Annotated in this window: 12 protein-coding genes; 1 reads left to right on the top strand and 11 read right to left on the bottom strand. The window is 66.9% G+C overall.

Features of this window, described 5'->3' with window-relative positions:
* Positions 1–59: 59 nt before the first annotated feature.
* The 11 genes from bamB to ACWV14_RS14375 form a co-directional block, all read right to left on the bottom strand.
* Positions 60–1,202, bottom strand: coding sequence for an outer membrane protein assembly factor BamB (gene bamB / locus ACWV14_RS14425; protein WP_454909218.1), 1,143 nt, complete (start codon positions 1,200–1,202; stop codon positions 60–62).
* A gap of 7 nt (positions 1,203–1,209) precedes the next feature.
* Positions 1,210–1,902, bottom strand: a complete 693-nt coding sequence (locus ACWV14_RS14420) for a YfgM family protein (RefSeq protein ID WP_454909217.1) — start codon at positions 1,900–1,902, stop codon at positions 1,210–1,212.
* 5 nt (positions 1,903–1,907) lie between these two features.
* The gene (gene hisS, locus ACWV14_RS14415; RefSeq protein ID WP_454909216.1) at positions 1,908–3,218 is read right to left on the bottom strand and encodes a histidine--tRNA ligase; all 1,311 of its coding nucleotides are present in this window, start codon (positions 3,216–3,218) and stop codon (positions 1,908–1,910) included.
* A 16-nt stretch (positions 3,219–3,234) separates the two neighbouring features.
* Positions 3,235–4,506: a flavodoxin-dependent (E)-4-hydroxy-3-methylbut-2-enyl-diphosphate synthase gene (gene ispG, locus ACWV14_RS14410; RefSeq protein WP_081269100.1), complete on the bottom strand. Its 1,272-nt coding sequence runs from the start codon at positions 4,504–4,506 to the stop codon at positions 3,235–3,237.
* The gene (locus ACWV14_RS14405) at positions 4,503–5,471 is read right to left on the bottom strand and encodes a helix-turn-helix domain-containing protein (RefSeq protein WP_454909215.1); all 969 of its coding nucleotides are present in this window, start codon (positions 5,469–5,471) and stop codon (positions 4,503–4,505) included. Before ACWV14_RS14405 ends, ispG begins: the two co-directional genes overlap by 4 nt.
* Positions 5,464–6,318: a type IV pilus biogenesis/stability protein PilW gene (pilW, locus tag ACWV14_RS14400; RefSeq protein ID WP_454909214.1), complete on the bottom strand. Its 855-nt coding sequence runs from the start codon at positions 6,316–6,318 to the stop codon at positions 5,464–5,466. Before pilW ends, ACWV14_RS14405 begins: the two co-directional genes overlap by 8 nt.
* A gap of 4 nt (positions 6,319–6,322) precedes the next feature.
* Positions 6,323–7,471, bottom strand: a complete 1,149-nt coding sequence (gene rlmN, locus ACWV14_RS14395; protein WP_422086286.1) for a 23S rRNA (adenine(2503)-C(2))-methyltransferase RlmN — start codon at positions 7,469–7,471, stop codon at positions 6,323–6,325.
* Between the two features lie 21 nt (positions 7,472–7,492).
* Positions 7,493–7,918: a nucleoside-diphosphate kinase gene (ndk, locus tag ACWV14_RS14390; RefSeq protein WP_019653122.1), complete on the bottom strand. Its 426-nt coding sequence runs from the start codon at positions 7,916–7,918 to the stop codon at positions 7,493–7,495.
* A gap of 153 nt (positions 7,919–8,071) precedes the next feature.
* The gene (locus ACWV14_RS14385) at positions 8,072–9,868 is read right to left on the bottom strand and encodes a pseudouridine synthase (protein ID WP_454909213.1); all 1,797 of its coding nucleotides are present in this window, start codon (positions 9,866–9,868) and stop codon (positions 8,072–8,074) included.
* Complete coding sequence (gene scpB, locus ACWV14_RS14380; protein WP_422086284.1) at positions 9,865–10,677, bottom strand: SMC-Scp complex subunit ScpB; 813 nt, start codon at positions 10,675–10,677, stop codon at positions 9,865–9,867. Before scpB ends, ACWV14_RS14385 begins: the two co-directional genes overlap by 4 nt.
* Positions 10,678–10,807: 130 nt before the next feature.
* Positions 10,808–11,806: an RluA family pseudouridine synthase gene (locus ACWV14_RS14375; RefSeq protein WP_454909212.1), complete on the bottom strand. Its 999-nt coding sequence runs from the start codon at positions 11,804–11,806 to the stop codon at positions 10,808–10,810.
* Between the two features lie 50 nt (positions 11,807–11,856).
* Between ACWV14_RS14375 and ACWV14_RS14370 the strand changes: the two genes are divergently transcribed.
* Positions 11,857–12,663 (top strand): outer membrane protein assembly factor BamD, encoded by an 807-nt coding sequence (locus ACWV14_RS14370; RefSeq protein WP_422086282.1) that lies wholly within the window; start codon positions 11,857–11,859, stop codon positions 12,661–12,663.
* Positions 12,664–12,685: the final 22 nt, after the last annotated feature.

The raw sequence follows: 12,685 nt of genomic DNA, 5'->3' as shown, positions 1-12,685 counted from the left end.
GCCGGCCTTTCGATGGCGCGGTTTTCATGGTCGGGCCTTGCGAGAAAAGATTCAAAAGATTATTCAGGGCGATAGCCAAACACACCACCCTTGGCAGTCACGACCACGACCGTGTTGCCGACGAGCACCGGCGCAACGGTGATGGCGGAGCCATCGGGAGTGACACGATTGAGCAGAGCGCCGTCTTCGCGCGACACGAAATGCAGCGTGCCGGTGCTCTCGCCGATGATCAGCGAGCGGCCCACGGCCAGCGGCGAGGTCAGCTCGCGATTCTTGAGGCGGCTCATCTGCCAGGCACGTTCGCCGTCGCCGCGGCGCCAGGCGATGACGCTGCCGTCGGATTCGGTGCCATAGACAAAGCGGTCGTCGCCGCTGACGCCGTCGGCGCCCGAAGCCGGCTTGCTCCAGACCAGCGTACCGCGCGCAGTGTCGACGCAGCCGACGCTGGCGTAGTAGGCCCGTGCGCAGACCGAGTCGCCGATGCGGCTCACGCTGCCGGTCAGGTCGACCAGGCGCTCCACGTCGTTGGTGCCACGCGGCGCGGCAATGGGAGCCTCCCAGCGCGAGGTGCCGTTGCCCGGGTTGATGCCGACCAGGCGGCCACCAAGGCCGGCCACCAGCGTGTCGCCGACAGCCATCAATACGCCCGACTTGCGCAGCACCAGGTTTTCACCCGCACGCTGCTGGATCCAGAGGCGACGGCCGCTCTGGCCGTCCCAGGCGCTGACGCTGCGGTCGGCGGTCTGCACGAACACGCGGCGGCCAGCGACCAGCGGCGCGGTGAAGGCTTGCGCGGACAGCTTCTGCTTCCACAGCACCTTGCCGTTCTCGAGGGCCACCAGTTCGTTGCCGGCGGTGACGACGGCCGCCAGGGAACCGTCGCTGCCGACACCGGCAGCCAGCGGCGCGCCAGCGCTTGCGCGCCAGGTTTCGCGGCCGGCGCGGGCATCGATGGCAACCACGGTGCCGTCGCTGCCGGCCACGGTGACGATGTCGCCGCTGATGTTGGCGGTGAGGGGGAACTTGACTTCGGGGATCCGCACCGTCCAGGCCTGGCGCACACCCAGCAGGGCCGGATTGGCAGGCAGTTCTTCGGGCTTCGGTTTGCTGGTGCCCGAGCAGGCGGCCAGGAAAGCGACCAAAACAAGGGCTGATCCCGCACGCAGGGCGGTCGATTCAGGCATGAAACGCTTGAAATTCATGATGCGGTCAGGGAGTTTTGGGAGCTGCGGGAGTGACAGTGACGACCGGGGCCAGGCTCTTCGGGTCGACACCGACCGCGTTCAGCTTGATCTCGACCAGACGACGATAGTCGGAGGTGGCGCCGAGGCCGGTCCAGGCCTTGCGGTACTCGGCTTGCGCCTCGTTGCGCTTGCCCTGGGCCAGGTAGATGTCGCCCTTGCGATCGGCCACCAGCGGTTCGAATTCCTTGGGCACGCTGCCGTCGAGCTGCTTGAGCGCATCGTCGTACGACTTGCTGTCGAGCAGTTCACCCGCGAGGCGCAGCTTGGCGACAGCCTTGTAGCCAGGGTCGACGGCGTTCTGCGCGACCCACTCCAGCGCAGCGCGCGAGCCTTCGGCATTGCCCTTCTCGAACAGCGTCTTGGCGACCAGCAAGCCGGCCTGCTGTGCATAGGCGGTGTTGGCGAAGCGGTCCTTCATGTCGGCCAGCACGCGCTGGATGCGCTCGACGTCACCGGCCTGCGTGGTGCGCTCGACCTCGTCATAGAGGGCAGCGGCCTGCACGGCCTTGTTGCGCTGGAAGTATTGCCAGCCGTTCCAGGCCACGAAGGCACCGGCGACAAGCAGGACGGTCCACGTGATGAGGGTGCCGTAGGTATTCCAGAAATGCTTGAGCTGGTCGAGCTGTTCCTGTTCTTCGAGATCGAGATGGGTTGCCATGCGTGTCAGGTGTTGGAAGCCGGCGATTGTAGGGTGGCGGCCCATGTGGGGGCTTCAGCAAGTGCCCGGGAAGTCTGCGCGCCGCTTCCGTCGCGCAGCGCCTTGAGAGTCACTTCGCCGCGTGCGAGTTCATCGGCACCGAAGATCAGGGCGTAGGTGGCGCCGCTGGCGTCCGCCTTCTTCATCTGCGCCTTGAAGCTGCTGAGGCCGTCAGCCGTGGCCGCATGCATCTGCACGTGCACGCCGATCTCGCGCAATTGCTGCAGCGTGCGCAGCGCAATGGGCATGGAGGCGGCATCCGGCACGATGGCATAGGCATCGGGTACCGGTGCCGGTACCTCCGCGCCCTGCTCCTTGAGCAGGTCGAGCACACGCTCCACGCCCATGGCCCAGCCGACGGCCGGCGCGGGCTTGCCGCCGATCTGCGCGATCAGGTCGTCGTAACGCCCACCGGCACACACCGTGCCTTGAGAACCCAGGCGGTCGGTCACGAATTCGAAGACGGATAGGTTGTAGTAGTCCAGCCCGCGCACGAGGCGCGGATTGATCGTGAACGCGATGTCGTTGGCCTTGAGGATGGCCTGCAGCCCCTCGAAGTGCGCGAGCGACTCGGCACCGAGAAAGTCGATCAGCTTCGGCGCCGATTCGACCACGTCCTTCATCGCCGGATTCTTGGTGTCGAGAATGCGCAGCGGATTGCTGTGCAGGCGGCGCTTGCCATCTTCGTCGAGCTTGTCGGCATGCTTCTCGAAGTGCGCGATGAGTTCGGCGCGATGCAATGCCCGCTCGGCGGGCTGCCCGAGGCTGTTGAGTTCGAGGCGGACATCGGTCAGGCCGATGGCCTTCCAGAGCGCGTTCGCCAGCAGGATCAGTTCGGCGTCGACGTCAGGGCCGGCAAAGCCCAGCGCCTCGGCCCCGATCTGGTGGAACTGGCGGAAACGTCCGCGTTGCACATTCTCGCGGCGGAACATCGGGCCGGCGTACCAGAGGCGCTTGGGGCCCTCGTACAGCATGTTGTGCTCGATCACCGCGCGCACCAGGCCGGCGGTGTTCTCGGGACGCATGGTCAGTTGCTCGAACTTGCCATGCTTGTCGGCGCGGTCGTCGAAGGAGTACATCTCCTTCTCGACGATGTCGGTCACCTCGCCGATGCCGCGCACGAAAAGCGCCGTGCGCTCGAGGATCGGCGTGCGGACGTTGCGGTACGCAAACCGCCCCATCAGGTCGCGCACGGTGGCTTCGAGCCACTCCCAGCGCGCCGATTCGGGCGGCAATATGTCGTTCATGCCTTTGACGGCATTCAATTTTTCAGCCATGGATCCTGCGGAGGTGTCAGGCAGCGACGGCGTGCTCGCCGCCGAAGCGCTTTTCGATATAGGTTTCTACGAGCTGGTGAAACTCGTTGGCGATATTGTCGCCGCGCAGCGTGAGCGCCTTTTCGCCGTCGATGAAGACCGGCGCGGCGGGCGCCTCGCCGGTACCGGGCAGGCTGATGCCGATGTCGGCGTGCTTGCTCTCGCCGGGGCCGTTGACGATGCAGCCCATGACGGCCACCTTCAGCGTTTCCACGCCGGGATACTTGTTGCGCCAGACCGGCATCTGCATGCGCAGGTAGTCGTCGATCTGCTTGGCCAGCTCCTGGAAGGTGGTGCTGGTGGTGCGGCCGCAGCCCGGGCAGGCGGTGACACTCGGCACGAACACGCGCAGGCCCAGCGCCTGCAGGATCTCGTTGGCAATCAGCACTTCCTGCGTGCGCGACTCGCCCGGCTGCGGCGTGAGCGACACGCGAATGGTGTCGCCGATGCCCTCCTGCAGCAGGATCGACAGAGCCGTGGCCGAAGCCACCGTGCCCTTGGTGCCCATGCCGGCCTCTGTCAGGCCCAGGTGCAGCGGATATTCACAGCGCCTGGCCAGCTCGCGATAGACCGAGATCAGGTCTTGCACGCCGCTTACCTTGCAAGACAGGATCACCTGGTTGCCGGCCATGCCCATCGACTCGGCCAGCCTGGCAGACTCGATGGCGGATGTGATCAGCGCCTCGTACATCACCTGCTTGGCATCCCAGGGCTGGGCACGCTGGCTGTTGGTGTCCATCAGGCTGGCGAGCAGTTCCTGGTCGAGGCTGCCCCAGTTGACGCCGATGCGCACGGGCTTGTTCCAGCGCATCGCGGCGTCGATCATCTGGCCGAACTGCTTGTCCTTCTTGTCGCCCTTGCCCACGTTGCCGGGGTTGATGCGGTACTTGCTCAGCGCTTCGGCGCAGGCCGGATAGTCGGTGAGCAGGCGGTGGCCGTTGTAGTGGAAGTCGCCGATCAGCGGCACGTCGACACCCATGCGGTCGAGCTGCTCGCGAATGTAGGGCACCTGAGCCGCGGCTTCGGGCGTGTTGACGGTGATGCGCACCATCTCCGAACCGGCCAGTGCAAGCTCCTTGACCTGGATCGCCGTGCCGATGGCGTCGACGGTATCGGTGTTGGTCATCGACTGCACGCGCACCGGCGCGTCGCCCCCCACCGTCACGACACGCGGTCCCCAGACCACGCTGGCTTGGCGCGAGCGGCGCGCCTTGGGCGCCGCCGAATCGATGGGAAGGCAGTCGCTCATGACGTCACCTCGAAACGCGCCACGCCACCACTCTTGGTGACGGGCTTCAGGTCAAAGGGCTTGCCGCGCACCTGCACGTCGACGCTCGACGCGCGGCCGACCACCACGGACAGCGGCAGCGCACCCGACAGGCCGACGGTCTCGCCAGCCTTCAGGCTGCGGCGCAGCAATTGCTTGCCGCCGGCTTCGGTCACGGTGATCCAGCACTCTTCACGGGCCACGAAGACGAGCTGCTGGCTGCTTGCGGCCGGAGCGACTGCCGGTGCCGTTGCGACCGGGGTTGCGGCGGCAGGATTCGGGGCAGCTGCAGCAGCTGGCGACTCTCCTGCGGCGCTCACCGAGCCGTTCGGTGCCACCGGCTGGGCCGGCACTGCCTGGGCGACCACGCCCGAGCCCCCCGATGCGGCCGGCGCATCTGCAGACGCGTCGTTCGTTGCGGAGCCATCGGCCGCGCCACGTGCGGTCAGGCGGGAAACGGAGGCGCCGAGCTGATCGAAGACCGACTGCGGCAGCCAGAACAGCGCGCCGGCGCCGATCAGCAGCAACACCACGACCGTCAGCAGCGCACGCGACGGCAGACCGCCGCTCGAACGGCCGCTGCCGGTCCAGCGCGGCGTGCCCGACGAGATATTGGTCTTGAGCGTCCGGTCGGCCGCGGCCAGCGACACCTTCTGCGTGGTCGGCAGCTTGGCGAGCACGGGTGCCGGATCGATGCGCAGGGCGCGGCAGACACTGCTGGCAAGCGCGCGCGCAAAGACCGGGTCGGGCAACGAAGCGATGTCGTCGGCCTCGAGCGCCAGAAGTTTCTGCGGTGGCACCTTGAGTGCCGCCGCCACCATTTCGATGTGCAGGCCATGGGCCTCGCGCGCCTCGCGAAGCATGTCGCCGGCGGTCTTGTGCGTGATGTCGGCTGCTTCGAGCGGCTGTGCCGCGGAAGTGCCGAACTCCGAAACCCGATCAGTCATTGAAATTCCCGCGCTCGTACGCTGATGCCTCCCGCGACTGGGGGAAGCGTCGTTGCAGTTGGCCTCCCAACTGCGCCACTGCTTCGCGGTTGTTGAGCTTTCGTTCGATCTTGATGCCGAGCCACAGCGTCTCGGCGCTCGCCGAGGGGCCGTTGTTGACGCGGCGAATGTAGAACTGCGCACGCGACCATTCTTCGCGCTGCGAGAGCACCAGGGCCAGGTTGAAGCCGACCACCGGGTTGCCGGCATCGATCTCGTAGGCCTGCTGCAGGGTGCGCTCGGCCTGCGCGCGCTGGCCCGCCTTGAGCTCGCAGACGCCGCGCGTCATGAGCGTCTTGGCGCGGTCGGCGTAGCTGGGCACGGCGAGCGCCTCGTTGAACTGCGTTGCCGCGTCGCCGTAGCGGTTCTGCTGGCACAGCAGCCAACCGTAGTTGTGGCGCGTGTTGGGGTCGCGCGGATTGATGGCGATGGCACGGCGGAAGCTGTCCTCGGCCATGCCGGCGTCGTCGAGCCGCATGTAGACCAGGCCGCGCAGGTTGTACGCGTCCGAATTGTTGGGGTCGGCGGCGAGCGCCTGCTTGATCTCGTCGAGCGCGACGTTGGTCTGGCCCTGCTCGAAGTAGCCCGATGCCAGCTCCATGCGCAGCCGCGCGCGGCGCTGCCGGGAGCTTTCGTCGGATTCGGTGACGATGTCCACGCCCTTGCCTGAACTGGTGTCGGCCAGGCTCGTGGTGGTGGTGCGCGTGCTGACGCAACCGGCGAGCAAAAAAGTCACGGCGACGCCGGCAAAGCTCGCAGCCAGCATTCGCTGCGCGCTAGCGGTCGTCATCGGAAAGGCCATGCTCATTGCTTCAGTGCTCCTCGGGAACGGTCTTGCGGACCGGATGCAAAACAATGGGGCGCTCGGTTGCACGGCGCTGGGCCATGCGCTCGGCTGCGCGGGTGCGGTCCTTGACGTCGCCGGCAAGCTGGCCGCAGGCGGCGTCGATGTCGTCGCCCCGCGTCTTGCGCACGGTAGTCACCAGACCCGCTTCGCTCAGCGTCCTGGCGAATGCCAGCACGCGCGGCTGCGGCGAACGCAGCAGGCCCGAGGCCGGAAACGGATTGAATGGAATCAGGTTGAACTTGCACGACACGCCGCTTGTGCGAACAAGCTCGATCAACTGGCGCGCATGCTCCGGCTGGTCGTTGACGCCGTCGAGCATGCAGTACTCGAAGGTGATGAAGTCGCGCGGCGCGTGCGCCAGGTAGCGCTTGCAGGCCTCGAGCAACTCGGCGATCGGGTACTTGCGGTTGAGCGGCACGAGGTCATCGCGCAGCGCGTCGTTGGGCGCGTGCAGCGAGACGGCCATGGCCACCGGGCAATCGGCGCCCAGGCGGTCGATCATGGGCACCACGCCGGAGGTCGACACCGTCACGCGACGGCGCGACAAGCCATAGGCGTTGTCGTCGAGCATGGTGCGCAGCGCGGGCACCAGCGCGGAATAGTTCTGCAGCGGCTCGCCCATGCCCATCATCACCACGTTGGAGATGACGCGCTCGTCGCGCTTGAGGTGCTTGCGCAGGAAGTGCTCGGCAAACCACAGCTGGGCAACGATTTCGCCCGTGGTGAGGTTGCGGCTGAAGCCCTGGTGCCCGGTCGAGCAGAAGCGGCATCCGACCGCACAGCCAGCCTGGGACGACACGCACAGCGTGCCGCGGTCGTCTTCCGGAATGAATACGGCTTCGACGGCATTGCCGTCGCCGACGTCGAACAGCCACTTGATCGTGCCGTCCTTGGATTCGTGCTGCGTGAGGACCGACAGGGCCTCGACACGAGCGGTGGTCGCGAGTTTCTCGCGCAGCGACTTGGCCAGATCGGTCATCTGGGTGAAGTCGCTGGCGCCACGCTGGTGGATCCAGCGGAACAGTTGCGTGGCGCGGAATTTTTTCTCGCCGAGTTTTTCGCAGAACGCGGCCAACCCCTCGAGATCGAATTCGAGCAGATTGGCCGTGGTCATGGAATCGGTCGAGATACGACTTCAGCGTGCGTAGACGTTGAGGCCGGCGAAGAAGAATGCAACTTCGTTCGCTGCGGTTTCAGGGGCGTCCGAGCCGTGCACGGCGTTGGCGTCGATGCTGTCGGCGAAGTCGGCGCGGATGGTGCCGGCAGCTGCCTTCTTGGGGTCGGTGGCGCCCATCAGGTCACGGTTCTTGGCGATGGCGTTTTCGCCTTCGAGCACTTGCACGAACACGGGGCCCGAGATCATGAACTCGACCAGGTCCTTGAAGAAGGGACGTTCCTTGTGCACGGCGTAGAACTGTTCGGCTTCGTTGCGCGACAGGTGCACCAGCTTGGCGGCGACGATCTTGAGGCCGGCAGCTTCAAAACGGGAAACGATCTTGCCGATGACGTTCTTGGCGACTGCGTCGGGCTTGATGATGGAGAGGGTACGTTCGATAGCCATTGAAATGCTTCCTGGAGCTTTGATTTTGAATAGTTTTGTCACAACTGCAACGAGTTTGTTGCGCCGTATGTCGACAAAGCCTCTGATTTTAACCGGCGCAGCCCCCTGGGCTCATGAAAACCCCGCGAAAGGCCGCGCTCCGACGGGAGACTTTCAGCGCCCGCGGCGACGTCCGCCACCCGCGTTGCCGAAGCCGCCTCCGCCACCTCCTCCACCGCCGCGGCGGCCGGGGCCTCCGCGCTGCTCCTTGCGCTGGCGCGAGAAGCTGTCGGCGCCGATGTAACCAAGCGAGGTCTTCATCGGATCGGGCTGGTTGGCTCCGCTCGGCTGGCGGTCGTCCCCCTGGCGATTGCCGCCGCCCTTGCCGCGGCGTCCCTGGCCTTGTCCTTGCGGCTGCTGGCCGCCGTTACCGCCACCACCCCGATTGGGGCGCGGGCCACGGTCGCCGCGCGGTGGACGGCCGTCGCCCAACGGGTTCGGAATCGGCGCTTCGCCGCGGTTGCCGTCGTCGCGCATCTCGCGCGGCTGGCCGCCACCCTGGCCGCCGTTGCGGTTGCCGCGGCGCTTCTTGTTGCGTCCGTTGCGACCATTGTTTCCACCGCCTTCCTGGCCAGGACCGCGTTGCTGCGGACCGGGTCGGGCGACAGCACCACCTGAAGCCTGGAACAGCGCGCGGATGTCGCGCTCGTCGAGCTCCATCCAGGCGCCGCGCTTCAGGCCGCGCGGCAGCACCATCGCGCCATAGCGGATACGGATCAGCCGGCTGACCGCATGACCGACCGACTCGAACAGGCGGCGCACCTCGCGGTTGCGGCCTTCGGAAATCGTCACGCGATACCAGCAGTTGGAGCCTTCGCCGCCGCCGTCCTCGATGGTGCCGAACTGGGCCATGCCGTCGTCCAGGCGCACCCCGTCGAGCAGCTTCTGCTTCTCTTCGCTGGTGAGTGCGCCCAGCACGCGCACCGCGTACTCGCGCTCCAGGCCGAAGCGCGGGTGCATGAGCTGGTTGGCCAGATCGCCGGAGCTGCTGAACAGCAGCAGGCCTTCGGTGTTCAGGTCGAGCCGGCCGACCGATTGCCACTTGCCCTGCTGCAGGCGCGGCAGCTTGCGGAACACGGTGGGCCGGTTCTGCGGATCGTCATGCGTGACCACTTCGCCGGTGGGCTTGTGGTACGCAATGACACGCGGCGGAGGAGGCGCGATACGGTAGCGGATGGGCTTGCCGTTGATCTTGACCTGGTCGCCGTACTGGATGCGCTGGCCGATGTGGGCCGGCTCGTTGTTGACGGAAATGCGCCCCTGGAGAATTAGTTGCTCCATTTCGAGCCGCGAACCGAGGCCCGCCTGCGCCAGCACCTTGTGCAGCTTGGGCGAGTCGGCCTCGGGCAGCAGCACGCGCTTGAGCGGCGGGACTTCGGGGCTTTCCTCGTCGGCGTCGAACTGGCCGGAAATGACGTCGGCGAATCGGATCGGCTCGGGCGGCAGCGCATTGCGCTGCTCGCGCTCGGCGGCTCGGCGGGCGCGATCGAGGTCGTCTTCTTCCTCGTCGGGCTCTTCCTCTTCCTCGTCGTCTTCCTCGCTGTATTCGCGGGCCGGTTCGGCGGCGACGGGCTCGGGCGCCCGCACAGGCTCTTCTGCCACCTCGGCCACGGCCACGGCCACGACCTCAACCACGGGCGCAGCGTCAGCCACAGGCGACGGTGCTTCTTCGGACACCGACTGCTCCGCCGGCTCCACGACCTTCTTCTTGCGGGGCGCGCGCGGCTTCTTGGGCACCTCAGCCTCGGCCGCTGGCTCCGCCGGCGCAGCCGACACTTCGGATACAGCCTCCGGCGCCGCCGACTCGGCAGCGGCAACCGCAGCCTTCCTGGGCGTGGCCGCCCTTTTCTTCTTCTTGACTTCGGGCTCGGCCGGCAGCATTGCCGCGTCGTCGGTGTCGGATGGGCTCATGAGGTTTTTCCGGGAGAAACTGCTTGGGGATCGGCCTCGTCATCGGACGGACCGTCGGGTTCTTGTTGTTCGGGCTCTTGCGCCAGCACGGGCTCGGCGGCCGAAGGCGCCTCGGATTCATCGGCGGCGGCGGCGTTTTCGGCGACTTGCGCCTGCGCGGCCTCCACGGCTTCAGCAGCCTCGGACAGCACTTCCGCCGGCACGGGCACTTCGGCGGGCTCCTCGACGGCATCCATCGGCAACCCCTGCTGCTCGCCGGATGCCTGCTCGAGCGCGTCGACCAGGGCGGCCTGCTGCGCGGGCGTCTCGATCAGCGGCAGTTGGTCAAGCGACGCCAGGCCGAGGTCGTCCAGGAACTGCCGCGTGGTCGCGTACAGCGCCGGCCTGCCGACGGTTTCGCGGTGGCCGATCACCTCGACCCAACCGCGGTCTTCGAGCTGCTTGAGGATCAACGAGTTGATCGTCACGCCGCGGATGTCTTCCATGTCGCCGCGCGTCGCGGGCTGGCGGTACGCGATGATGGCCAGCGTCTCGAGGGCAGCGCGCGTGTAGCGCGGCGGCTTCTCGGGGTGCAGCCGGTCGAGATGATCGCGCATCTCTGGCCGGCTCTGGAAACGCCAGCCGCTGCCGACGCTCACAAGCTCCAGGCCGCGCTGCGCCCAGTCTTCCTGCAATTCAAGCAACAGCACCTTGATGGTGTCCACGCCCAGCTCGTCGTCGAACAGCACGCGCATGTCGCGCACCGGCAGCGGCTGGCTCGAACAGATCAAGGCGGTTTCGAGAATGCGCTTGGCATCCGCCGTATTCATGGTTCGCGTTATCCGGGAAAAGGCGCCTGGGTAGACGCTGGCTCACAAGGATGAAAGGAGTAGGCGTTGCCGGCACGCGGCGAATGCAACGCAAGGCCGGCATCGGATGGCCGGCGCGGCCCTCGGGCCGTCAGGCGCGATTGTAATCCAGCCCCCAGGACTGCAAAGCCTGAACGAGGTCGGGCGGCGGCGGCGAGCGGAACTCCATGGCTTCCTGGGTCACCGGATGCACGAAGGCCAGCCGGAATGCATGGAGCGCCTGGCGGGACAGGCCGACGGCCGGCGCGCCGCCGTAAAGCGCGTCTCCCACCAGCGGATGCCCTATCGACGCCATGTGCACGCGGATCTGGTGGGTGCGGCCGGTTTCGAGGGTACAGCGCACCACGCAGCCTTCGGAATGGCTGTCGAGCCTCTCGATCAGCGTGCGCGCGGTCTTGCCCGCATGGCGTTCCAGGTCGACCACGGCCATGCGCAGCCGGTTGCGCGGATCCCGTCCGATGGGCGCATCGACCTGCCGGGCCGCCGCACCGACCCAGGGCTTGTGCCCGATCGCAAGGTACTGCCGCTTGACCTCGCGCGCGGCGATCAACGCGACCATCGCGTCCATCGTCGCCCGCGTGCGGGCAACCACCATCAGCCCGCTGGTGTCGCGGTCGAGCCGGTGAACGATGCCGGCGCGCGGCAGCAGCACTGCCTTGGGGTCGAGCGCCAGCAGTCCGTTGAGCAACGTGCCGCTCCAATGCCCCGGCGCCGGGTGCACGACCAGCCCGGCAGGCTTGTCGACGATGCGCAGATGCTCATCCTCGTACACGGTGACGAGGTCCATGGGCTCTGGCCGGAAGGCCTGGCTCTGGGGCGTGGGCCGCAGCTCGATGCGCCCCACCTGCCCCGCCTTGACGCCGGCCGAGACCTTGGTGACGGTGCGCCCCTGCAGCTCGACGGCCCCGGCCTCGATGAGCTGCTGGAGGTAACTGCGGGAAAACTCGGGCACCAAGGCCGCCAGCGCGCGGTCCAGCCGCTGGCCATGCTGGGCCAAATCGATGGTGAAGGGCCGCAGTTCGCTGGCCTCGGCCGGGTCGGCGCCCTCCTCGTGTTCGGCCGCCTCCTGGTTCTCGGGGGTATTGCCCAAAGGGTCGGTCGATATAATTGAGGGTAACTGTTTCACGAAAGCCGTATGTGATGTTTCGCGCCAAATTATCGGTCCCCACCTGGATCGCGCTCAGCGCGGCGGCCCTGCTCGCAGCCGGCTGCTCGTCGACCACCGTCGACAAGACCGCGAACTGGAGTCCCAACAAGATCTACGCGGAAGCCAAGGACGAGGCCGGATCGGGAGCCTACGACAAGGCCGTGCCGCTCTACGAGAAGCTCGAAGGGCGCGCCGCCGGCACGCCGCTCGCGCAGCAGGCCCAGCTGGAAAAGGCCTACGCCCAGTACAAGTCGGGTGAGAAGGCCAGCGCCATCGCCACCATCGACCGCTTCATGAAGCTGCACCCGGCGAGCCCCGCGCTCGACTACGCGCTCTACCTGAAGGGCGTGATCAACTTCAACGACGACCTCGGCATGTTCGCGTTCCTCACGCGCCAGGACCTGTCCGAGCGCGACCAGAAGGCCGCCAAGGAGTCGTTCGAGTCGTTCAAGGACCTCGTGACCCGCTTCCCCGAGTCGCGCTATGCCCCTGACGCGCGCCAGCGCATGAACTACATCGTGAACTCGCTCGCGCAGTACGAGGTTCACGTGGCCCGCTATTACTACTCGCGCGGCGCCTACCTGGCAGCCATCAACCGTGCCCAGATCGCCCTGTCCGACTACCGCGAAGTGCCGGCGCTCGAGGAAGCCCTGTACATCATGGTGAAGTCGTACGACGCGCTCGGCATGAAGGACCTGCGCGACGACGCCCAGCGCGTGCTGACCACCAACTACCCCCAGAGCACCTACCTTGCCAACGGCTTCAAGGGCAAGGAAGACCCCTGGTGGAAGGTCTGGTAAGGCCAGCAGCCCTGAACGGGTT

The sequence above is a fragment of the Variovorax durovernensis genome (assembly GCF_977011995.1).
Note: the sequence above shows the minus strand (reverse complement) of the source record. Positions and strands in the feature narration are given on the sequence as shown.

Coding starts and splice junctions, on each gene's coding strand:
- bamB (WP_454909218.1), bottom strand. CDS start 1,202: ATGAATTTCAAGCGTTTCATGCCTGAATCGACCGCCCTGCGTGCGGGA.
- ACWV14_RS14420 (WP_454909217.1), bottom strand. CDS start 1,902: ATGGCAACCCATCTCGATCTCGAAGAACAGGAACAGCTCGACCAGCTC.
- hisS (WP_454909216.1), bottom strand. CDS start 3,218: ATGGCTGAAAAATTGAATGCCGTCAAAGGCATGAACGACATATTGCCG.
- ispG (WP_081269100.1), bottom strand. CDS start 4,506: ATGAGCGACTGCCTTCCCATCGATTCGGCGGCGCCCAAGGCGCGCCGC.
- ACWV14_RS14405 (WP_454909215.1), bottom strand. CDS start 5,471: ATGACTGATCGGGTTTCGGAGTTCGGCACTTCCGCGGCACAGCCGCTC.
- pilW (WP_454909214.1), bottom strand. CDS start 6,318: ATGAGCATGGCCTTTCCGATGACGACCGCTAGCGCGCAGCGAATGCTG.
- rlmN (WP_422086286.1), bottom strand. CDS start 7,471: ATGACCACGGCCAATCTGCTCGAATTCGATCTCGAGGGGTTGGCCGCG.
- ndk (WP_019653122.1), bottom strand. CDS start 7,918: ATGGCTATCGAACGTACCCTCTCCATCATCAAGCCCGACGCAGTCGCC.
- ACWV14_RS14385 (WP_454909213.1), bottom strand. CDS start 9,868: ATGAGCCCATCCGACACCGACGACGCGGCAATGCTGCCGGCCGAGCCC.
- scpB (WP_422086284.1), bottom strand. CDS start 10,677: ATGAATACGGCGGATGCCAAGCGCATTCTCGAAACCGCCTTGATCTGT.
- ACWV14_RS14370 (WP_422086282.1), top strand. CDS start 11,857: ATGTTTCGCGCCAAATTATCGGTCCCCACCTGGATCGCGCTCAGCGCG.